20 protein-coding genes and 1 tRNA gene are annotated in these 20695 nt (G+C 62.2%); 18 read left to right on the top strand and 3 right to left on the bottom strand.

The window, feature by feature from the left end:
* Window positions 1-445 precede the first annotated feature (445 nt).
* From AC07VU_RS10265 to AC07VU_RS10220, 10 genes are all read left to right on the top strand, one after another.
* Entirely contained in the window at window positions 446-1954 is a 1509-nt protein-coding gene (locus tag AC07VU_RS10265; protein ID WP_087092321.1) for a YdgA family protein, read from the top strand.
* Window positions 1955-2268: 314 nt separating this feature from the next.
* On the top strand, window positions 2269-4746 hold the full coding sequence (gene pgaA / locus AC07VU_RS10260) for a poly-beta-1,6 N-acetyl-D-glucosamine export porin PgaA (protein WP_495029818.1): 2478 nt from the start codon (window positions 2269-2271) through the stop codon (window positions 4744-4746).
* A gap of 12 nt (window positions 4747-4758) precedes the next feature.
* Window positions 4759-6756 (top strand): poly-beta-1,6-N-acetyl-D-glucosamine N-deacetylase PgaB, encoded by a 1998-nt coding sequence (gene pgaB, locus AC07VU_RS10255; protein ID WP_495029817.1) that lies wholly within the window; start codon window positions 4759-4761, stop codon window positions 6754-6756.
* Between the two features lie 3 nt (window positions 6757-6759).
* Window positions 6760-8109: a poly-beta-1,6-N-acetyl-D-glucosamine synthase gene (gene pgaC, locus AC07VU_RS10250; protein WP_495029816.1), complete on the top strand. Its 1350-nt coding sequence runs from the start codon at window positions 6760-6762 to the stop codon at window positions 8107-8109.
* The gene (gene pgaD, locus AC07VU_RS10245) at window positions 8109-8585 is read left to right on the top strand and encodes a poly-beta-1,6-N-acetyl-D-glucosamine biosynthesis protein PgaD (RefSeq protein WP_495029815.1); all 477 of its coding nucleotides are present in this window, start codon (window positions 8109-8111) and stop codon (window positions 8583-8585) included. The genes pgaC and pgaD overlap by 1 nt, the downstream gene beginning before the upstream one ends.
* Window positions 8586-8817: 232 nt before the next feature.
* Entirely contained in the window at window positions 8818-9378 is a 561-nt protein-coding gene (locus AC07VU_RS10240) for a YbhB/YbcL family Raf kinase inhibitor-like protein (protein ID WP_007930309.1), read from the top strand.
* A gap of 87 nt (window positions 9379-9465) precedes the next feature.
* Window positions 9466-11217, top strand: coding sequence for a vWA domain-containing protein (locus AC07VU_RS10235; protein ID WP_495029814.1), 1752 nt, complete (start codon window positions 9466-9468; stop codon window positions 11215-11217).
* Window positions 11218-11254: 37 nt separating this feature from the next.
* Window positions 11255-11836, top strand: coding sequence for an RNA polymerase sigma factor (locus AC07VU_RS10230; protein ID WP_009041613.1), 582 nt, complete (start codon window positions 11255-11257; stop codon window positions 11834-11836).
* On the top strand, window positions 11833-12582 hold the full coding sequence (locus tag AC07VU_RS10225; protein ID WP_274301760.1) for a hypothetical protein: 750 nt from the start codon (window positions 11833-11835) through the stop codon (window positions 12580-12582). The genes AC07VU_RS10230 and AC07VU_RS10225 overlap by 4 nt, the downstream gene beginning before the upstream one ends.
* A gap of 82 nt (window positions 12583-12664) precedes the next feature.
* Entirely contained in the window at window positions 12665-12856 is a 192-nt protein-coding gene (locus AC07VU_RS10220; protein WP_123573438.1) for a hypothetical protein, read from the top strand.
* 12 nt (window positions 12857-12868) lie between these two features.
* On the opposite strand, the gene AC07VU_RS10215 is transcribed toward AC07VU_RS10220, so the two are convergent.
* On the bottom strand, window positions 12869-13420 hold the full coding sequence (locus AC07VU_RS10215; protein ID WP_495029813.1) for a hypothetical protein: 552 nt from the start codon (window positions 13418-13420) through the stop codon (window positions 12869-12871).
* Between the two features lie 988 nt (window positions 13421-14408).
* Here AC07VU_RS10215 and AC07VU_RS10210 point away from each other — a divergent pair.
* Window positions 14409-15506: a beta family protein gene (locus AC07VU_RS10210; protein WP_495029812.1), complete on the top strand. Its 1098-nt coding sequence runs from the start codon at window positions 14409-14411 to the stop codon at window positions 15504-15506.
* Here AC07VU_RS10210 and AC07VU_RS10205 read toward each other — a convergent pair.
* Entirely contained in the window at window positions 15463-16062 is a 600-nt protein-coding gene (locus AC07VU_RS10205; protein ID WP_495029811.1) for a sce7726 family protein, read from the bottom strand. The two genes, AC07VU_RS10210 and AC07VU_RS10205, sit on opposite strands and share 44 nt — an antisense overlap.
* A 215-nt stretch (window positions 16063-16277) precedes the next feature.
* A tRNA-Arg gene (locus AC07VU_RS10200) sits at window positions 16278-16354 on the bottom strand.
* 254 nt (window positions 16355-16608) lie between these two features.
* Between AC07VU_RS10200 and AC07VU_RS10195 the strand changes: the two genes are divergently transcribed.
* From AC07VU_RS10195 to AC07VU_RS10165, 7 genes are all read left to right on the top strand, one after another.
* Window positions 16609-17301 (top strand): Crp/Fnr family transcriptional regulator, encoded by a 693-nt coding sequence (locus AC07VU_RS10195; RefSeq protein ID WP_160166685.1) that lies wholly within the window; start codon window positions 16609-16611, stop codon window positions 17299-17301.
* 89 nt (window positions 17302-17390) lie between these two features.
* Window positions 17391-17921 (top strand): RNA polymerase sigma factor, encoded by a 531-nt coding sequence (locus AC07VU_RS10190; RefSeq protein ID WP_172963020.1) that lies wholly within the window; start codon window positions 17391-17393, stop codon window positions 17919-17921.
* Window positions 17922-18040: 119 nt separating this feature from the next.
* Window positions 18041-18268: a RebB family R body protein gene (locus AC07VU_RS10185; protein ID WP_007930328.1), complete on the top strand. Its 228-nt coding sequence runs from the start codon at window positions 18041-18043 to the stop codon at window positions 18266-18268.
* Between the two features lie 18 nt (window positions 18269-18286).
* Window positions 18287-18994, top strand: coding sequence for a hypothetical protein (locus AC07VU_RS10180; protein ID WP_495029810.1), 708 nt, complete (start codon window positions 18287-18289; stop codon window positions 18992-18994).
* A gap of 92 nt (window positions 18995-19086) precedes the next feature.
* A complete protein-coding gene (locus AC07VU_RS10175) occupies window positions 19087-19551 on the top strand; it encodes a hypothetical protein (protein ID WP_009041620.1) in 465 nt (154 codons plus the stop codon).
* 85 nt (window positions 19552-19636) lie between these two features.
* On the top strand, window positions 19637-19951 hold the full coding sequence (locus AC07VU_RS10170; RefSeq protein ID WP_009041621.1) for a RebB family R body protein: 315 nt from the start codon (window positions 19637-19639) through the stop codon (window positions 19949-19951).
* A gap of 52 nt (window positions 19952-20003) precedes the next feature.
* On the top strand, window positions 20004-20315 hold the full coding sequence (locus tag AC07VU_RS10165) for a RebB family R body protein (protein ID WP_025808521.1): 312 nt from the start codon (window positions 20004-20006) through the stop codon (window positions 20313-20315).
* Window positions 20316-20695 lie beyond the last annotated feature (380 nt).

The raw sequence follows: 20695 nt of genomic DNA, 5'->3' as shown, positions 1-20695 counted from the left end.
GCAGGCTGCGCCAGCGGCTACAGGAACGCGGCGTCTACGTAGCCGCTGCCGAGCCCGCGAGGCTGCGACCGGTTGCGCAGCAACCGCAAACCCTGAGTCCACGATCTGCCTGAAGAAACGCACCGTCTGGCCCAGCGACGGCTGCGCCGCCGATCGCAGGCTGCGCCAGCGGCTACAGGAACGCGGCGTCTACGTAGCCGCTGCCGAGCCCGCGAGGCTGCGACCGGTTGCGTAGCAACCGCAAATCCTGACTCCGCGATTTACCTGGCTAAACGCGCTATAGCTTTCTGCCCTGCGCATTCACGACTTTTCACATGGAAAGGTTGGGCCGCCTGGCCTGGCCGGTGCTAATCTTCGGCAGTTTTACGCACAGTCGAGCCACAACCCGTGCCGGGTTCAGGGAAGACGACCACACATTTCAACAACGGATCGATCGGGTCAAATAATGAATAAATCAGCAGGCGTACTGTTAGGAATCGTCGTCGCGGTGGGCGCTATCAGTGCCGGCGGCGCCTGGTATACCGGGACCAAGCTGGAAGGGGTGCTGCAAACCTCTATCGCCGACGCCAACAAGGAACTCCAGGCCGCCATGGTCGGTTCCAACGGTACCGCCAGCCTGGAGCTGGTATCGCTGGAGCGCAACCTGTTCAGCAGCACCGCGCGCTACCGCCTCAAGGGCCAGGGCGAGATGTTCGGCGACAGCGCCGAGGGGGTCGAGCTGGTGTTCGTCGACCGCATCGAACACGGCCCGCTGCCGTTCTCGCGCCTGATGACCCTGAAATGGCTGCCGGTCATGGCCACCAGTCACTACGAGCTGGAAAAGAACGCCCTGACCGAGAAATGGTTCGCCGCCACCAAGGATGTTTCCCCGCTCAAGGGCGTGGTCAACCTGGGTTACGACCGTTCCGCCACCGGCAACCTGGAGTTGCTGCCGCTGGAGACGGCCCTGGACGACAAGTCGACCCTCAAGTTCTCCGGCCTGAAGCTGGACCTCTCGACCAGCGCCCAAGCGCAGAAGGTCAAGGCCGAAGGCTACATGGACAGCCTCAAGCTCAACAGCGTCGCCGAAGACCAGACGCCGGTGCAGGTCGAGCTCAACGGCCTGACCCTGGCCAGCAACCTGACCAAGAGCAACTATGGCTTCTACGTCGGAGACAACACCCTGGAGCTGACCAGCACCAAGGCCACGTTCGGCGAGAAACAGTCGGTGCTCAGCTTCAAGAATTCGCAGATCAAGAGCGCCACCGACGAGAAGGGCGCCCACCTGGCCGGCCGTGCCGACTACAAGATCGGCGAAGTCGCCCTCAACGGCAAAGCCGTCGGTTCGGCGCAAATGACCTGGAGCATGAAGAACCTCGACATCGCCTCCGGCATGTCGCTGATGCAGGTCTACCAGAACAAGCTGCAACCCTACGAAGACGCCGTCGCCGCGGCCGAAGCCGCCGGGGAGCCAGCGCCCGAGCTGAACCTGAGCGAGGCCGAGCAGGCCCAGGTCAAGGCTGACCTGGACAAGCTGCTGGCCGCCCAGCCGCATATCGCCCTGGAAAACCTCTCATTCAAGACCACCAATGGCGAAAGCCGCCTGAGCCTGGTGGTGGACCTGAACAAGCCGCAATCCATGGAACTGCCGCCGGCCGAACTGAGCAAGCAACTGCTCACCCAGCTGGACCTGAACCTGCTGCTGTCCAAGCCGATGATCGCCGACATGGCATCGGTGCAGGCGCAGCTGGATGGCGTGACCGACGCCAAGGCGATCGCCGACCAGGGCAGCATGGCCGCCGACATGGTCAGCGGCATGGCGCTGGGCACCCAGCTGGCCAAGCTGGAAGGCAACGACATCGTCTCCAAGCTGCGTTATGCCAACAACGAAGTGGACTTCAACGGCCAGAAAATGACACCTGAGCAGTTCGTCGGTTTTGTCATGAGCAAACTGGGTCCGGTCACCATCCAGTAAGCCGCGCAAAACCCCTCCACGGGGTTTTCAGCCAGAAACGCCCGGCCTCCGTACCACGGAGTCGCCGGGCGTTTTTTTTGCCTGTGGCTGGCTGGAGAATTCCCCCCCAGAGCCTCCTTGAACATGGCTACAGGCCACGTCGTTCGCGGATTCGCGCAGAAACGAATCTGAAGAAATATTGCATTTGCGCATCCGCATCAGCCTTGCATGGAAGACTCCGCCCCAATCTGGCCGAGTCATCTGATTCGGCTTCCTGGCACGTATCAGGCGGGGGGACACAAGACCCCGGCTAGCCATGTAAGGATGCTGAAGAAATGCCGTTCATTGTTCATCCTGTTCGCCTTTATGGTTTGCGACCGCTGCTGCGCCTGACGTTATGCAGCCAATTGCTGTGGCCGACCCTGGCCCTCGCCGACCCGGCGTACGACCGCCTGATTCTCGACGCCCGCGCCGGCAGTTATGCGCCAGCCCTGAGCCATTTGCGCCAGGTGCCGGCCGACCGCCTGAACGCCGGGCTGGTCAGCGACCACCTGCAGATCGCCAGCTGGGCCGGCCTCGACAGCGAGGTGGTGAATGTCTATGAAACCCAGGCCCGTGGCCGGGTGCTGCCGATCCAGGCGCTGACCGCCACCGCCCGTGCCTACCGCAATCTGCAGCGCTGGGACGCGGCGATCCAGGTGTACCGCCTGGCCCTCGAACGCGACCCACGCAACCCCGACCTGCAACTGGGCCTGGCCCTGACCCAGGCCGACGCCGGCAAGCCTGAGGAAGCCGTGCGCCGTGCCCGCGAACTGGTGGCGGCCAAGCCTGACGATGCCACCCGCCGCCTGGCCCTGGGCTACGCCCTGACCCGCGCCGGTTCGCCGTATGACGCGCTGTTCGAGTTCGACCAGGCGTTTATCCGCGCCGGCACCCGGCCGGAAGTCGCCCGCGAATACGTGTTCGCCCTGCAACGGGCCCGCCTGCCAGAACCGGCCCTGCGCCTGGCCCGCCAGCGCCCGGGGCTGATCGATCCGCTGATCGAGCGCCGTCTGCAAGGCGACCTGGCCGCCGAGCGTGTGCGCCTGGCCGAGCTGGCGACCCGCAGCGAGAAAGAGCGTTATGTCATCGCCGACCGCGCCCTGGCCGATTACGACCAGTTGCTCGCCACCTGGACCCCGGACCCGGCGGCCAAGGACGACGTGACCCGCTGGCGCATCGACCGCATGGGCGCGCTCAAGGCCCGGGCACGCACCGCCCAGGTAATTGACCAGTACCGCACGCTGACCGCCGAAGACGTGGCCATCCCCACCTACGCCCGGCGTTGGGTGGCGGCCGCCTACCTGGACCAGCGCCAGCCGGAGATCGCCAGCGACCTCTATCGCCAGGTGCTGGCGGCGCCGGATGCCGATGTCAGCGACCGCGTCGAAGACAGCACCGCGCTGTACTACGCCTTGCTGGAAAGCGACCGCCCGCAGGAGGCGCAACAGGTCGCCGACGACCTGGCCAGGAACCAGAAACCGCGGGTCGAGCTCAAGGGCTTGCCGGTGGGCAACCCCAACGATGAATGGATGGACGCCCAGCAGCTCGCCGCGCAGTCCGGCACCTACAGCGCCGACCTGCCGGGCAGCGAGCAGCGCCTGGCCAGCCTGGTGGACCAGGCGCCGGGCAATATCGGCCTGCGCGTGGCCCAGGCCAACCTGTACCAGGCCCGGGACTGGCCGCGTCGCGCCGAGGGCCTGCTCAAGGAAACCGAGAGCATGGCGCCGCGCGATGTCGGCCTCGAGGTTGCCCAGGGCCACACCGCCCAGGACCTGCAGGAATGGCGTCAGCTCGATGCCCTGACCGACGACGTGGTGCAGCGTTATCCCGACAACCGTCAGGTGCAGCGCCTGGCCCGCCAGCGCCAAGTGCACGACATGGCCGAGCTGCGGGTCGAGACCTATGGCGGCAAGAGCTACGGCGGTGGCAACAGCGGCGCCGGCGCGGTTTCCGGGAGCAAGGATTTCGGCATCGAGACGGTGCTCTACAGCCCGCCGATCAATGAAGACTGGCGCCTGTTCGGCGGCCTCGGCTATGCCACCGGCGACTTCCAGGAAGGCACCGGGCATCACCGCTGGCAGCGGATCGGCGTGGAGCGCCGGACCCGCGACATGACCCTGGAAGCGGAAGTCTCCAACCACTCCTACGGCTTCGACGACAAGCAGGGCGCGCGGCTGTCCCTGGCCCGCGACATCGACGATCACTGGCAGTACGGCGCCAGCCTGGAATACCTCTCGGCCAACACGCCGCTGCGGGCGCTCAACAGCAACATCTACGCCAATGGCGGCAGCGGCTTCGTGCGCTGGCGGGCCAACGAGAGCCGGGAATGGCGGCTGGCCCTGAGCCCCTCGCATTTCAGCGATGGCAACAACCGTTTCGAAGCTGTGCTCACCGGTCGCGAGGGCGTCTATGCCACGCCCCACGTACAGGTCGACCTGGGCCTGGAAGTCGGCGCCAGCCGCAACAGCAAGGAAGACACGCCCTACTTCAACCCCAAGTCGGACTTCACGGTCCTGCCGACGGTGAACGTCAACCACGTGCTCTATCACCGCTACGAAACCTCCTGGAGCCAGCAGTTCCAGGTGGGCGCCGGTACCTACAGCCAGCGCGATTACTCCACCGGGGCGATCGGCCTGCTCAGCTATGGTCAGCGCGTGACCTGGAACGACGTGTTCGAAGCCGGTGCCGCCCTGAGCGTGCTCAACCGGCCTTATGACGGCGACCGGGAAACCGACCTGCGCCTGCTCCTCGACCTTACCTACCGCTTCTAGAAGAGTCCGAAGATGCCTCCGATGACCCGTTGCATCCTCCTGCTGGGAGCCCTGATTCTCAGCGCCTGCGCCCAGCCCGCCGCGGATTTCCTGGCGCCGGCGCAACGCCCGGTGCCCGCCAGCGAAACCCCGTGGCCGAAAAACCACGTGCTGGGCATTGCCTACCACGACGTCGAAGACCGCGACCCCGACCAGGCGGTGGTGGCCGTGCGCACTGAACGCCTGATCGAACAGCTGGCCTGGCTGCGCGAGAACGGCTACCAGCCGGTCACCGTGGACCAGATCATGGCGGCGCGCAAAGGCGGCCCCGAGCTGCCGGTCAAGGCCGTGCTGCTGAGCTTCGACGACGGTTACGCGAGCTTCTACACCCGCGTGTTGCCGGTGCTGCGCAGCTACAACTGGCATGCCCTGCTGGCGCCGGTGGGGGCGTGGGTCGATACCCCGCTGAACCAGCCGGTGGATTTTGCCGGCACCCCGCACAAGCGATCGGACTTCCTGACCTGGGAGCAGGTCCGCGAGATCTCCCGTTCCGGCCTGGTGGAAATCGCCGCCCACACCGATGCCAACCACAAGGGCGTGCTGGCCAACCCCCAGGGCAACCTGCAACCGGCCGCCGCCACCCGGCGCTATGACGCCAACACCGGGCGCTATGAAAGCGAAGCCGAATTCGAGGCGCGCCTGCGCAGCGACGTGGCGGCGATCTCGAAAAAAATCCGCGCCGCCACCGGCTACAACCCACGGGTCTGGGTCTGGCCTTATGGCGCCGCCGATGGCACCGCGCTGCGGGTGGTGGGCGAGGAGGGCTACGACATGGCCCTGACCCTCGACGACGGCCTCGATGCCCTCGACAACCTGATGAGCAGCCCGCGCTTCCTGGTGTCCTCGGACCCGGACGGCATCCACTTCTCCAACAGCATCGTCGGCGTCGAGGCCAGCAACCCGATGCGCGTGGCCCATGTCGACCTGGACAACGTCTACGACCCGGACCCGCAGCAGCAGGAAATCAACCTCGGCAAGCTGGTCCAGCGCATGGCCGACCTGGGCGTCAACACCGTGTTCCTGCAAGCCTTCGCCGACCCCAAGGGCGATGGCCTGGTGCACTCGCTGTACTTCGCCAACCGCCACCTGCCGGTGCGCGCCGATATCTTCGACCGGGTCGCCTGGCAACTGCGCACCCGGGCCAACGTCAAGGTGTTCGCCTGGATGCCGGTGCTGAGTTTCGCCCTCGACCCGAGCCTGCCACGCGTGACCCGCTGGGACCCGGAAACCGGCCAGGTTGCGGTCGACCCTGACCAGTACCGGCGCCTGTCGCCGTTCGACCCGCAGGTGCGGCGCATCATCGGTGAGATCTACGAAGACGTGGCGCGCCTGACCTCGGTGGACGGCATCCTCTACCACGACGACGCGGTGTTCTCCGACTTCGAAGACGCCAGCCCCGCAGCCCTGCGCGCCTATGCCGCCAACGGCCTGCCCGGTTCGATCGCCGCCTTGCGCGCCGATCCGGCGACCCTGCAGCGCTGGACCCGCTTCAAGAGCCGCTACCTGATCGACTTCACCCATGAGCTGACCGCCAAGGTCAAGGCGATCCGTGGGCCGCAGGTGCTGACCGCGCGCAACCTGTTCGCCGAGCCGATACTCAACCCGCAGAGCGAAGCCTGGTTCGCCCAGAACCTCGACGACTTCCTCGCCAATTACGACTGGACCGCGCCGATGGCCATGCCGTTGATGGAGGGCCAGCCGCGCAAGGCTTCCGGCGCCTGGCTGGAGCAACTGGTGGCCACGGTCAAGGCACGCCCCGGCGCGCTCAACCGTACCGTCTTCGAACTGCAGGCCCGGGACTGGGCGCAAAAACCGGCGAGCGATATCGACGCCGCGCAGATGGCCGACTGGATGGGCCGGCTCAAGCGCCAGGGCGCGACCAGCTTCGGCTACTACCCGGATAACTTTCTCGAGAACTCGCCGGACCTGAAGACCATCCGTCCCGCGCTCTCCACCAAGTGGAATCCCTAAATCATGTTGGATCGACTGCTAGCCCTGCTCGTCCTGGCGATTGTCCTCGGTGTGCCGCTGGGCCTGATCTTCCTGGTGACCGGCCAGTTCCTGATGGACTTCGTGTTCTTCTACCCGCTGTTCATGTCCGGCCTGTGGATCGCCGGCGGCCTGTACTTCTGGCTGCACTGGGAACGCCACTGGCCCTGGAAGGACGACACCCTGCCGCCGGCGCTGGCGGGCGAGCCGCTGATCAGCATCCTGATCCCTTGCTACAACGAGGGCGACAACGCGGCCGACACCATCCACGCGGCGCTGGCCCAGCACTACCCGAACATCGAAGTCATCGCGATCAACGACGGCTCCAAGGACAACACCGCGCAAGTGCTGGACGCCCTGGCGCTGGAGGATCCGCGGCTGCGGGTGGTGCACCTGGCACAAAACCAGGGCAAGGCCGTGGCCCTGCGCATGGGCGCCGTGGCGGCGCGCAGCGAATACCTGGTGTGCATCGACGGCGACGCGTTGCTGGCGCCGAACACCGCCGCCTATCTGGTGGCGCCACTGCTGGAGAACTCGCGCCTGGGCGCGGTGACCGGCAACCCGCGCATTCGCACCCGCTCGACCCTGGTGGGCCGGGTCCAGGTGGGCGAGTTCTCTTCGATCATCGGCCTGATCAAGCGCACCCAGCGGGTGTTCGGACGGATCTTCACGGTCTCCGGGGTGATTGTCGCCTTCCGCCGCTCGGCCCTGCACCGGGTCGGCTACTGGAGCCCGGACATGATCACCGAAGACATCGACATCAGCTGGAAGCTGCAACTCGATCACTGGAGCATCTTCTACGAGCCGCGGGCACTGTGCTGGATCCTCATGCCGGAAACCCTGCGCGGCCTGTGGAAGCAGCGCCTGCGCTGGGCCCAGGGTGGCGCCGAGGTGCTGTTCAAGAACATCCGCGGGATCTGGCAATGGCGCCACCGCTACCTGTGGCCGCTGCTGTTCGAATACTGCCTGTCCACCGGCTGGGCCTTCACCTTCCTGCTGTCGGTGATCTTCTGGGGCGTTGGCCATTTCATCGTCATGCCCGAGGCCATCGCCGTCGACCGCCTGATGCCGCCGGCCTTCACCGGGCTGGTGCTGGCGATGGTCTGCCTGCTGCAGTTCGCGGTCAGCATCCTGATCGATCGCCGGTATGAAAAGGGCTTGGGCAAGACCATGTTCTGGGTGGTCTGGTACCCCCTGGTGTTCTGGCTCGTCAGCCTGTTCACCACGCTTGTCAGTTTCCCCAAGGTGCTGTTCAGCCAACACCAGAAGCGTGCGCGCTGGGTCAGCCCCGACCGTGGCATCAAGCCGATAGATGATGAAGAGGAGGCTCGCTGATGAAAATCATCAGAACCCGTCAACGCCCATTGCTGGTGATCGTCGATGCGGCGTTCACCGTGCTGGCCTGGATCGGCCTGCTGTACCTGCTGGTACGCGGCCTGTGGCCGCTGATCGACACCCACGACGGCCCGCGTATCGAGGTCGGCGTGCTGGAAGCGCTGGGCACCTTGCAGACCTACCTGTGGGTGGCCCTGCTCAACGCCGCCGTGCTGATCCTCTGGGCGCGTTACCAGCAGCGCAAGAGCAAAAGTTTTGCCCGGCGCCGCCTGCCGTCGCCGGCGCTGGACGACCAGCGCCTGAGCGAAAGCTTCAAGCTCAGCGCCACCAACTTTGCGCGCATGCGCCAGCCCGGGACCATGACGGTGCATAACGACGAGGAGGGCGGTATCAGCCTTGTCACCACCGGTTTCTTGCGCCTGAACCCCGAGCGCCAGCCGCATGCGCCGTTGCTGGCGGATTCCGTGGAGCGCTGATTCGGCGGCCGGTTGAAGGTCGCGGGATCAGGGCGGCCGGGTAAAAATCCCGGCGCTCGTCGAAAAAAGCCCCGGAGCTGAAAAAATCCGGGGTTTTTTCGTTTACAAGCGGCCACGGCTCAAGCTCAATCAGCGCCAATATTGCTCAAGCGCAACGCTGCGCCGCGCAGCTATAGTCTCCAGGCTCCTGTTTCCAGGCTCCGATGAACCCATTCGCAGAAGGTGCTCGCGTATGTCCCGTTTTGCCTCTCTCAATACCTGGCTGGCCGCCGGCGCCGTCCTGCTGTGCCTGCAGTTGCCGGCCCAGGCCCAGGAGCGTTTCACCCTGAACGTGCCCGGTGTCTCGGACAACCGCCTGTTCACCCCGGCCAGCGCCAGCGATGCCAAGGGCTGTGGCGGGCATAACCTGTCGCCGGCCCTGGCCTGGACCGCCGGCCCGGAGGGCACTCGCAGCTACGCCATCGTGATGCACGACCCGGACGGCGCCAAAGGCCAGGGTATCGACCACTGGGTGCATTACGGGATCAAGCCCACGACCCGACAGATCGCCGCGGGCGCGGGGGCCAAGGGCACGCTGGAAGGGCTGGGCGGCACCAACAGCAAAGGCACCACCGGCTACGTCGGCCCTTGCCCGCCGGTGGGCGACAGCGCGCACCACTACATCATCCAGATCTACGCCCTGGAGCTGGCGCCCGACGCCTTGCCGGCCGGCCTGACCCGCGCCCAGCTGCTGGAAAAGATCAACGGCCACGTGCTGCGTAACAGCAGCGTGGTGCGGCGCTACCTGCGCTAAGAAAAAATTTTCCGGGGCTTAACCCGAATCGCCGAGGGGCTTCGTCTGAAGGAGGGAATGGATCAATTTCTCCCGAGGTCAGCCCCCATGTTCCTTTCTCCGTATTTCCTTCGCCCCGCCGTTCAGGGGTGCGCCGCCGGGTTGCTGTTGGCCATGGCCGGTTGCGGCCCGTCCTCGCCTGAGACCCGGGGCGGTGCCTTGCCCGCCCCGGAGGCGGTAGAGCCGCAGGCCGCCGTGCCCTCGCCGAGCGAGGCCTCGCGCGCCGATGTGATCCCGGCTGGATACAACAACGCCAAGGCGCTCGCTCCGGCGCCCAGGCACGCCTCGATGATGACGCGCGAATCGCTGCCCGCCGGCTATCGCGCCGAACCGCGGGAGCAGTACCAGAACCTGCCGGACAACCCGATCCACAGCGTGGCGCAGGCTCCGGTCTCGACCTTCAGCGTCGACGTCGATACCGGTGCCTACGCCAACGTCCGGCGTCTGCTCAACCAGGGCAGCCTGCCGCCGCAAGGCGCGGTGCGCCTGGAAGAACTGGTCAATTACTTCCCCTACGATTACGCCCTGCCCGGCGACGGTTCGCCGTTTGGCGTGACCACCGAGATCGCGCCGTCGCCCTGGAACCCCCACACCCGTCTGCTGCGCATTGGCATCAAGGCCTCGGATCGCGCCGTCGCCGAGCTGGCGCCGGCCAACCTGGTGTTCCTGGTGGACGTGTCCGGCTCCATGGATCGCCGCGAGGGCCTGCCGCTGGTGCAAAGCACCCTCAAGCTGCTGGTCGACCAGTTGCGCGAACAGGACCGGGTATCGCTGGTGGTGTATGCCGGTGAGTCGCGGGTGGTGCTGGAGCCCACTTCCGGGCGCGACAAGGCGAAGATCCGCAACGCCATCGAGCAACTGACGGCGGGCGGCTCCACCGCCGGCGCGTCGGGCATCCAGTTGGCGTATCAGATGGCCCGGCAAGGCTTCATCAAGAACGGCATCAACCGCATCCTGCTGGCCACCGATGGCGACTTCAACGTCGGCATCAGCGACTTCGACCGTCTCAAGCAGATGGCCGTCGAGCAGCGTAAAAGCGGTGTGTCGCTGACCACCCTCGGCTTTGGCGTGGACAACTACAACGAGTACCTGATGGAGCAACTGGCCGACGCCGGCGATGGCAACTATGCCTATATCGACAACCTGCGCGAGGCGCGCAAGGTCCTGGTGGACCAGCTCGGCTCGACCCTGGCGGTGGTGGCCAAGGACGTGAAGCTGCAGGTGGAATTCAACCCGGCCCAGGTCAGCGAATACCGCCTGCTGGGTTATGAGAACCGCGCGCTGAAACGCGAGGACTTCAACAACGACAAGGTCGATGCCGGCGAGATCGGGGCCGGGCATACGGTCACCGCGCTGTATGAAATCGTGCCCAAGGGCGAGCAGGGCTGGCTGGAGCCGCTGCGTTATGGCCAGGCCCAGGCGTCGTCGGAATCGAACATCAAGGACGACGAGCTGGCGATGCTGCGGGTACGCTACCAGGCACCGCAGGGCGGCAGCAGCCGGCTGATCGAGCGGCCGATCCTGGCGTCGCAACAGCACGGCAAACTCGTCCAGGCCAGCGATGATCTAAGATTTGCCGCAGCCGTGGCGGCGTTCGCCCAGCAGCTCAAGGACGCTCGTTACACCGGCGACTTCGGCCTCAAGGACACCGTCGCCCTGGCCCGCGGCGCCAAGGGCGAAGACCGTTTCGGCCTGCGCGGCGAGTTCGTGCAGCTGGTGGAACTGGCGCAGAGCCTGCAGACTGCCGCTCCGGCGGATCAGCCGGGACGTTCCGGGGAGGCCTTGAGCCGCCGTGAGTAACGTCATGACCCACCACCCGAAGGAGTTCAGCACGACCATGCCTGCGGCGAATCGACCAGAGCCCGCCAGCAGCGACGAAACGCTGCTGGCGCGTTATCGCGCGGGTGACAGCGCCGCCTTCGAGGTCCTCTACCAGCGGCATCGCCAGGGGTTGTACCGGTTCCTGCTGAGCCTGTGCGACAAGGCCGAGCTGGCCGACGAGGTCTACCAGGACACCTGGCTCAGCCTGATCCGCACCACCAGCGCGCCACAGGGCCGGGCCAGTTTTCGCACCTGGCTGTACCAGATCGCCCGCAACCGCCTGATCGACCACTGGCGCAAGCACGGCCTGCGCAACCCGCTGCACGACAGCTACGACGAGCAGCTGCACGACCTGGCCGATGACGCCAGCGGCCCGGAACAACACCTGAGCCTGAGCCGTGAACGGCAACGCATCGACGCCGCCTTGCAGGATCTGCCCGCCGACCAGCGCGAGGTGTTCCTGCTGCGCGCCCACGGCGAACTGGAGTTGCCGCAGATCGCCAGCCTTACCGATACGCCGCTGGAAACGGTGAAAAGCCGCTTCCGTTATGCGCTGAAAAAACTGCGTCGGCTCCTGGCCGAGGAGGTACTGACATGACTGACGCCCGACAGCTTCCCCCTACCGAAGAAGAGCGCATGCTCGAGCACATTCGCCAGCACAGCCACGGCGAACCGCCGGCCAGCCTCGACGCCCTGATCATGGCCACGGCCCGGCGCGAAGCCCCGGCACCCCGGCCTTCCCTGTGGCAACGCTGGTTCGATCTGTGCCGCCAGCCGCGCTGGCAAGTGGCGTTCGCCGGTCTGTTCGGCGTGACCCTGCTGCTGGGCGTGTTGCAGCGCTCTCCAGAGCCGGCGCCGAGCCAGGCATTCGCTCCCGCGCCGGCACCCGTGGCAAAGGCCGCTGCCCCGCAGCTTGCACGGCGCCAGGCCGAGTCCGCGCCCGCCGGCGCTGCCCCCGCGGAATCCGCCCATGCGGAATCAACCATGGAAGCATCGAACCGCTTCGAACTGGCTGCGACGCCGGAGGCGGCCGCTGGCGCCTTGTCGGCACCCGCTCCCGCGGCACCCGGGGCGGGCCTGCCGCTGACCCGGGATACCGAAGCCTTCACCGCCAAGCCTTATGAGTCCCTGGGGCACCTGGCGTCATTCCCGGGTAAGGAGCAGGGCAAGGAGCCGGTTGAACGCCATGCGTCGGAGTCGATCCTCGACGACGCCCTGCGCGAGGTATTGCGGCTGCGCAAGACCGGCCAGGACAAGGTCGCCGACCAGTACATCATCGCCCTGAAGCAGCGTTTCCCCGACGAGGAAATTGCCGAGCGCCTGGAGGCCTTGCAGCAACCCTGAGGGCAAAACGCGCGCAAGTAATGGCCTGGCACCACGAAAACGCGCACTATCGAGCCAGTTTCCTGAAAGTGAGAGGCTGGCCATGGCGCCACGCATCGACCGTATCGCTGCACTGCTGAATTGCCCGACCAAGGGCGCGGATATCCGCCAGGCCATCAAGGAGAGTCGCAAGGACTTTCTGCTCGAGGCCGGTGAAGAAGATGAAGACCCGCAACAGGCCCAACCTGCCGCGGATCAGGATGAAGCGGTGCCGCAGCGGCAGACGCCAGACTGAAACCCGGCGCGGTTACTTGCGGGCGGGCGCGCGTTTCACGTTCTGGCCCTTGGCCTCGATGGCCAGGGCAATCGCCTTGTAGCAGTCGTAGAACAGCTCCTGGTTCTTGAACATGTTCTCCACCAGTTCCATCTTGCCGTCGCTGTGCTGGACGCGGATGAAGCGCTGGTTGAAGACCTCCACCAGCTCGACGTCCGAGATATTGATCAGGCGAATCTCGCGGATCTTCGAACTGAAGTTGCTGACCGGGGCCACCAGCTTCTTATCCGTCAGCACCACATAACGATTGCCGGCACCGCGCAGGAAGATCAGTGCACCCGCGGCGGCGGCGGTCATGGCCACGCCCAGGACGCCGAGCAGTTGCATGACCAGATGACCATTGAGCCCCAGGGCCTCTATCAGCCGGATCACGCTGTTGTTCTCGCTGGGTGTGCCGAACACCGCGAACAGCGAAAGCCCACCGAAGACCAGGCCCGCCAGGGTCATTTTCTTGTAGTTGGGCCCGTAGTAATAACGCGCCTGGTGAGAGGGCGCGGTGTTGCCGGAAAGGGTCGGGATATTCATCGTGTGGGGTCTTCCATGAGTCTGGCGGGAAACGGTATGCGCTCGGCAGTGGGCCGGGCGCGTGAATGGCATCAGGGGAGGCATCATCGCAAAAAAGATTGGAGACACCTAAAGGGTTTTCGGAGAGAAAAGGCTTCATCAAGAAGCGAAATACCTCACAACGAATGCAGCCAATCCGCCTTGTTCCTCCCAAACCTCCCTCCCTATAGTTCTCCCTGTCGCTGAAAAATCAGCGACCGGATTTGGCGATCCGTTTAAAGTTAGGCGCAGTCGTGTCATCGACTCCTTGCGCGTGCATTTCTGTACGGGTGATGGCGATCAATGGCGGCTGTGCGCGGGAGACCTTCGGGTCTGCCGGGTTTACTAACTTACCGGTTCGCCAACCCGCGTACGGCTGCCACCCACTCGTTTGGCGACGAGATCGGCAGTCTTCTTAACCAAGTTAGGGATGACATGTCATGTCGAAGTACATACCGCTGCAAACCAATTTTCCTGACTGTCCTGTTCTGCTGATCGATAGTGATGAGCCGATAGCGCATGTGTTGGATTGTGCTCATCAGCGGATCAAGGCGGGAACGGATCTCCTAGAGAGTCTTGCGTCCGTTACTTTAAAGGGAGTGAGGATGGTGATATCTATTGATTCTCTAATGCAGCTTATTTGTTGCTCAGAGATGGAGTGGATCTGCTAGAAGTTGCTCGGCGAAGAGTAAATTAGTGCTTTTCTGAGCGATTTTGAATAGGTGGGCTGGTTGTGTAGGTAAGGCTTTCAAGGGTTCTCCTATTTTCTTGAAAGAAGAAGTGTGTAATTTACTGATTTCTATGAGTTTTGGGGGGTTTATTATCTATATGGTAGTGGCTTATACGCCATTGGTAGGGGGTGCGAATGGATTTGTATTTTGGTGGCGTATTGACATCATCGCATTGAATGTTTTAGCTTTGTAGGCTGTATTTAATAAAATACTATCGATAGAAAAGGAAGGGACTCGAATTGTTTGATCATAGGCATTATGTTCCAATTGTTAAGTGGCGTCAGGGTGAGTATCAGGCGCTTTGGAAATTGTCTGCTAGTGTTAAAGACAATATAACTCCACTATTAGAGATCCCAGAAGAGGCTTGGGATTTTGAGGCCAGTGCACCTAAAAAAACTCTAGATGAGCATACGGAGAAGTTTGGTAAGAGGCTGAAAGAAAAATGGGGGGGGCGGCGTTGCTTCATTGACTCTTGTTATTTGTCTCCAGTTGCTACCTGTGCTAACGGTGAACATCACCTATCACGATTAATAGGTTTGGCTGAAGCTGAAGGTTGTAATGTAGTTCCAGTAACTGGGCTTTCCCGGCACACAGATTATCAAAAATCTGTTCTTGGTGTAACGGGTGAGTATAAGAGGGGGATATGTCTCCGACTGGTTGCGGACGACTATGATCGATTAGATTTGAAGAGTGATATTACAGAACTTCTAGATTACTTTTCACTATCTGCCACAGATGTGGACCTAGTTATAGATAGTAAAGAATTTGTTCCAAACTCGGCCGTAACATACGCTATTACGATGCTAGGTTTTCTCGGGAACACGCCATACATAAATCGTTGGCGCTCCTTGACGGTATCTGGAACGGCCTTTCCTGCTACCATAAATGCAGTGAATTATCGTCCAAATGGCCGTGCCAAAAGATTTGAGTGGTTAGGATATAAAAATTTACTTGGCCGGCTTAATGACAAAGATAGGATTCCATCCTTTTCTGACTACACAGTCTCTCATCCTCAAACTGGGAATCTTGACCCAAGGTTGATGGATCCAAATGCTAAGATAAAGTACACAATTGAAGATGATTGGTTCATTGTGGTTGGTTCGCAAGTGAAGAAGAATGGTCGATCCCAGTATAGAGCTCATTGTGATCAAATAGTAAATGCTATTCCGAAAGTTTTTGATGGGGAGGAATTTTCTTGGGGGGATTCGTATATTTACGAGTGTTCGACTGCACAAAGTGCGGTGACTACTGGGGGAACTTCAACGTGGCCAAGCGTTACAAATAACCATCATATTACGAGAGTGGTGTATGAACTCTCCAATCTGCACGTGATTTGAGCTTTGCTCGGACGTAAGTTCTAAGCTCAATCAAAGAGGTGGTTTCAACAAGTAACGAGTAAAGCCCTGATTTGTTTACGCGCAGGGCTTTGCTTGGAATACCTTTTGAAATTAAAAGCTCTTCAGCTTCTGGGCGCCAAAGCAGATGTGCTAGATGGTATGGAGAGATACTCGGGTTATAAGAAACAGGCCTATGTGTTTTTATATGTATGGCGCCCCGAGGCCCAACATGCACAGACTTAATTCCCCACCACTCAGGTAAAATTGTTTCGGCTTTTACTAAGTGTCGTTCAGCAACAATAAGAGTGGCTTTATCTAGAGAGCGAGAGTAAGCCTCTACCTGAAATGGTAAACGCTCTAAAGTGTCAGCATCACTTTTTATCTCGTATCCATGTAGGGCACCATTGACAACAGTTACATCTACTCGACAGGCGCCATGCTCTAAACCAAGTTCTTCAATTACAAGAGTGGAAGGGTCACTAACATGCTCGGCGATTACCTTGCTGAGTAAAGCTGCACGTACATCCCTATCGCGTGTGATCTTTCTCGCGTCCATATATATTGCTCATGCTTGAAGTTGGTGCTGAATTATGATATGTCGAAACTGTCAGTATGTCTAGTTTTAATGGTTTTTATGCTGGGATTTTATAGGGGATTTAGTTTCTAGATATAATTTGTATGAAGTATTATTAGCTGGTTATATAAACTTTGTTTTAATCGTGAATTGAAAAAGCCCCAGGCCATGCGACCTGGGGCTTTTGCGTTTCTGGCTGGCGCACTCGGCGGGATTCGAACCCACGACCCCTGCCTTCGGAGGGCAGTACTCTATCCAGCTGAGCTACGAGTGCAGTGCGGGCGACATCATACCCATGTCGGCTTAGGGCGTCCATGCGGTTTTTTTTCGCGTGATGATTGGTCGTCGCCTCGTTGTTTATCTTGTCCTTTGCGATACCCGCAAGCCCCCTCGCCCCATTCACAAGTCCTCCTCTCGGACGTCCCTTTGTTTGCTTTGCTCTATGGCTTCAAGCGCTCTCACCGCTGCGTGCTCGCGCAGCGATTTCCTACCAGTCAAGGCGAACGCATGCATTCAAAAGGCGCGGTAATGCTCGATTTTTCGTTGCGTCAGACTCTGCTGGCACGCTCCGATCTGTTCAGGGGGCTGCCAGACACTTTGATCCGTTATGTGGCCACCCATGCCGTGGAGCGCTCGTTGAGTGACCGGGAGGTGCTCTACCTCAAGAGCGAGGCGCTGGACTTCATCGCGCTGGTCGCCGAAGGGCAGGTGTATTCGGTGATTCATGGCCCGGACGGGCGCGAGCAGATTGTCGGCAGCGCCGGCGTCGGCCAGGTGGTGGGCGAGTCGGCGCTGATCGAGGGCCACGCCCGGGAAACCTCGGCCTTCGCCTGCGGCCCGACCCGGGTGCTGCTGTTGGGGCGGCGGCATTTCCGGGTGCTGTACGACGAGCCACTGTTCTGGCAGCGCGTGTTGATGCTGCTGATGACCCGCCTGATGAAGATCCTGGAGTTGCTCGAGCTGGTTTGCCTGCATCGCCTGGAGTCGCGTCTGGCGCGGTTCCTGCTGGCCAATATCGATGACTTCGAGCTGGCCCCGGCGACCTGTGCGGCGGTGCCGCGCAACCAGGGCATCCTGGCCTCGATGCTCAACACCAGCCGGCCGAAGCTCAATGTGCAGTTGCAGCTGTGGCGGCGTTCGGGGGTGATCAGCTGCCAGAGCGGCCACCTGGTGATCAACGATGTCGAGCATCTGCGGCGCAAGGCCTGTTCGCTGAATTAATTGTCCAGCTGTTCCCCAGGTAACAGCGAGCGCCTGTTGCGCGATCAGAGACTGTCGGCTCATCAAGGAATGCACAGGGAGTGCTGGCGATGGGATCTTTTCGTGAAGTGGCGGCGGTCGACCGGTTGTTCGAGGCAAGCTGGCGAGCGGTGTACCCCGAGCTGATGCGCCGGGCCAACCGGCGAGCCAGGGGCAACCTGGCCCTGGCCCAGGAGTGGCTGTCCAACACGGCCGTGAAAGCCCTGCTGTTCTTCAGGCGTTCCCCGGAACGCATACGAGAGCCGCAGGGTTTTCTGTTTCTGGTGCTGGACCACGTGTTTCTCGACAGCCTGCGGCGCAGCAAGCGTGAAGGGCAGCTGTTCGATCATTCGATCGACCTTGAGCACGATCACCAGGCCCTGCTCGCCGCGCCTTGCCTGTCGGTGTTCGAGTACACCGAGCGGTTCGAACGACTGGTGCAGTTGGGCAATCGCGTGGAGCAACTGCCATTGCTCCAGCGGCGGTTGTTTGAAATGCGCTTTGTCGAGGAATTGCCATACCCGCAGATCGCCGCCGAGCTGGGCATCGCCCAGCCCCTGGTGCGCAAGCGCGTGCAGTTGCTGCGGGCGGCGCTGCGTTGACAGCGCTTTTGCGTTCACAGCCGTGGATGCCGGGCGTTCTTGTGTCATGAGCACCTGAAACCGTCGACGAGTTCACCGCCAGCGCGCCTGCGCTGGCGCCTTCCATCAAGGAGAGATGTATGCCAGAGGTCAACAGCCAGATTACCGACGCTGTAACGCAAACCAACGTCAAGGTGGTGGCCGAGGCGCCGGCCCAGGCCATTGCCTCGCTGTACCAGGTGGCCAGTCATTCGGCGGGGCTGTCCCTGCAGAACGCGGTCAACAGCCAGCAGGCGTTGAATCAGATCTCCAATGCGGTGATCTCCAAGGCGGTGTCGCTGATCATGCAGATCGGCGAGAAGCCTTGACGCCTGGGGAGATGCCTCATGTTCTGGTTCAAGAAAAAACCTGCCGCCGCCGTCGAGCCGGAGACTGACGCCACGTCGGCGACCGACCCCGAGGCGGCCGATCCCAAGCCAAGCGATACCGAGCCGCGCAATTCCAGGCCGAGCAATCCCGAAGCCGCCGAGCCTAGGGCTGCGGGGCCCCAGGTTGCCGATCCCACCCCAGCGGGCGACTCCCCGCCACCGAGTCCTCCCAGCAAGTCGCCGCGCACGGTGATGGACCGCATGAACGACTACATGATGGTCCAGGTCGCGGCGCCGCCGACCGGCAGCACCGATGCGCTGAACAGCCAGATCGTCGAGGCGGTGCAGTTCACCAACGCGCAGACCTTCAGCTATGCCCCGGCGCAGATCGCCATTGCCCCGGACATGATGATCAGCCAGGCCGCCGGCCTGGTCGCGCAATCGGCGGCGGGCTATTTCGACGGGGTCAGCAAGCTGGCGCTGGCGGCCCAGGCGGTATTGCTCGAGCAGATGACGAAAAACATCGTCGAAAACCATCCGGAAAAAGCCGCCGAGGACGCCTTGGGCGCCCTGGCCACCGATCTGCTGGTGGGGGCGGCCGCCGCCGTTGCCGCGGCCGCCGGCGCCCTGGAGGCGACAGCGGCGGGTATTGCCATCGACAAGATCGACGAGAGCATCGCCAAGTACAGCAACACCCTGGCCAATCGCGGCGCGCCGCCGTCCTGATTCACGCCGTCCTGGCGTCATGAACACCCGGTCCCGGAGCCCTCCGGGACTGGGCAGCAGCACGTTCTTTAATGAGCAAGGAGGAGGCCGAGATGCCCCAGGAAAATTCCGACTCGCTAGCGAGTCTTTATCAATTGGCCGATGCGCTCAACCTGAGCCTGTCCCCGGGCGAAAAGCAGATTCTCGAAGCCTGGATGCGCAGCGAGCCGCGCACGGGTGTCATGGAGCGGGTGCTCAACCAGACCCAGCATTTGATCGAGAGCGAGAGACAACGCACCCGCGACTTGATGGAGCAGGCCAGGGTCAGCGAAAGCAGCCTGCTGGGCAGTCCCCAGCAACGTGAAGCGGTGATCCGCCAGTGGCTGGCGGCCAAGCAACAGGCGACGGTTATCGATGCGCCGGAGGAGCCTGTGCGGATGCTCAGCAGCGCGCAGAACCAACTGATCCGCCAGACCGTCGAGGAAGCCGTGCAAGCGCGGATGCTGGGGCTGGTGCAGCAGGTCGAGGCGGTGCTTTCCCGTATCGACCAGGCAGGCGACGCGCCGGAGGACCATTGAGCATTTGCTCGTTCACAGCCTGTGTTTTGCCACGTTCATTGGTTAACACGGAACCCGCCGTGTACTAAACAAAGGAAGTTGAACCATGCCATTAGTCAACGAGCAAATTACCGACGCGGTCACCCAGACCAACGTCAAAGTGGTGGCCGAATCCCCAGCGATGGCGATGAGCACCATCTACCAGTCCATGGGCCAGGCGACGGCGATTCTGTTCCAGAACGCTGTTTCCGCCCAGCAGCAGCAAAATACCCTGGCCCAGGCCGCCACCAACCAGGGCGTGATGCAGATCTACAGCGTCGATACCACCGCCGGCGCGGCGGCGACCGAAAAAGTCGCCCAGGGCGGCGTGGCCGACAACCTGACCAGCCTGCTGACAGTCCTCAAATCGTTCAACCCTTGATCGGGCGAGCGCTAACGGAAGTTGTTCTTTCTTGAAATAAGGAGTTTCACCTATGAGTACAGTCAGTCCGCAAATCACCGACGCCGTGACCCAGACCAACGTCAAGGTCGTGGCCGAAGCGCCGGCCATGTCGATGGGCACCATCTACCAGTCCCTGGGGCAATCCGTAGCGATCCTGTTCCAGAACTCGGTCTCGGCCCAGCAACAGCAAAACACCCTGGCCCAGGCGGCGACCAACCAGGGCGTGATGCAGATCTACAGCGTCAACACCACCGCAGGCGCGGCGGCCACCGAGAAAATGGCCCAGGGCGGTGTCGGCGACAACCTCGCCAGCCTGCTGACGATCCTCAAGTCGTTCACCTAAGGCCTGGCCCTGGAACAACCCCGCAGCCTTCCGGCTGCGGGGTTTTTTGCGTTTGGTACGCCCAACCCCCTGTAGGAGCGAGCTTGCTCGCGATAAAGAACGCCCATTCGACACCCATGTCGACCGCCAGGCCGCCATCGCGAGCAAGCTCGCTCCTACAGAGGGGGCAATCGCAGGGACGGTGTCGTTGATCCGAAAGATTCTGCCAAAGCGGCGTTTTCGTTCTTTTTTTCGAACAGCCTATTGCCCTGTCCCCTGGTTGACCCTAGGATTCGTTTGAGATTTCAAACGCTCTTGTCAAAGAGCCGATCCGCCCGTCTATTCTGACAGGCGCTATTTCTGTGCTTGAGCCCGGTAACAGTTTTTCCTGACGGCAGCCT

Source organism: Pseudomonas sp. GW821-FHT02B10 (assembly GCF_059421865.1).
The sequence above is the reverse complement of the archived record's forward strand: the minus strand, read 5'-3'. Positions and strand labels throughout refer to the sequence as shown.

Coding starts and splice junctions, on each gene's coding strand:
- AC07VU_RS10180 (WP_495029810.1), top strand. CDS start 18,287: ATGTTCTGGTTCAAGAAAAAACCTGCCGCCGCCGTCGAGCCGGAGACT.
- AC07VU_RS10195 (WP_160166685.1), top strand. CDS start 16,609: ATGCTCGATTTTTCGTTGCGTCAGACTCTGCTGGCACGCTCCGATCTG.
- AC07VU_RS10185 (WP_007930328.1), top strand. CDS start 18,041: ATGCCAGAGGTCAACAGCCAGATTACCGACGCTGTAACGCAAACCAAC.
- AC07VU_RS10170 (WP_009041621.1), top strand. CDS start 19,637: ATGCCATTAGTCAACGAGCAAATTACCGACGCGGTCACCCAGACCAAC.
- AC07VU_RS10225 (WP_274301760.1), top strand. CDS start 11,833: ATGACTGACGCCCGACAGCTTCCCCCTACCGAAGAAGAGCGCATGCTC.
- AC07VU_RS10190 (WP_172963020.1), top strand. CDS start 17,391: ATGGGATCTTTTCGTGAAGTGGCGGCGGTCGACCGGTTGTTCGAGGCA.
- AC07VU_RS10205 (WP_495029811.1), bottom strand. CDS start 16,062: ATGGACGCGAGAAAGATCACACGCGATAGGGATGTACGTGCAGCTTTA.
- AC07VU_RS10165 (WP_025808521.1), top strand. CDS start 20,004: ATGAGTACAGTCAGTCCGCAAATCACCGACGCCGTGACCCAGACCAAC.
- AC07VU_RS10240 (WP_007930309.1), top strand. CDS start 8,818: ATGTCCCGTTTTGCCTCTCTCAATACCTGGCTGGCCGCCGGCGCCGTC.
- pgaA (WP_495029818.1), top strand. CDS start 2,269: ATGCCGTTCATTGTTCATCCTGTTCGCCTTTATGGTTTGCGACCGCTG.
- pgaB (WP_495029817.1), top strand. CDS start 4,759: ATGCCTCCGATGACCCGTTGCATCCTCCTGCTGGGAGCCCTGATTCTC.
- AC07VU_RS10220 (WP_123573438.1), top strand. CDS start 12,665: ATGGCGCCACGCATCGACCGTATCGCTGCACTGCTGAATTGCCCGACC.
- AC07VU_RS10175 (WP_009041620.1), top strand. CDS start 19,087: ATGCCCCAGGAAAATTCCGACTCGCTAGCGAGTCTTTATCAATTGGCC.
- AC07VU_RS10265 (WP_087092321.1), top strand. CDS start 446: ATGAATAAATCAGCAGGCGTACTGTTAGGAATCGTCGTCGCGGTGGGC.
- pgaC (WP_495029816.1), top strand. CDS start 6,760: ATGTTGGATCGACTGCTAGCCCTGCTCGTCCTGGCGATTGTCCTCGGT.
- pgaD (WP_495029815.1), top strand. CDS start 8,109: ATGAAAATCATCAGAACCCGTCAACGCCCATTGCTGGTGATCGTCGAT.
- AC07VU_RS10215 (WP_495029813.1), bottom strand. CDS start 13,420: ATGAATATCCCGACCCTTTCCGGCAACACCGCGCCCTCTCACCAGGCG.
- AC07VU_RS10230 (WP_009041613.1), top strand. CDS start 11,255: ATGCCTGCGGCGAATCGACCAGAGCCCGCCAGCAGCGACGAAACGCTG.
- AC07VU_RS10235 (WP_495029814.1), top strand. CDS start 9,466: ATGTTCCTTTCTCCGTATTTCCTTCGCCCCGCCGTTCAGGGGTGCGCC.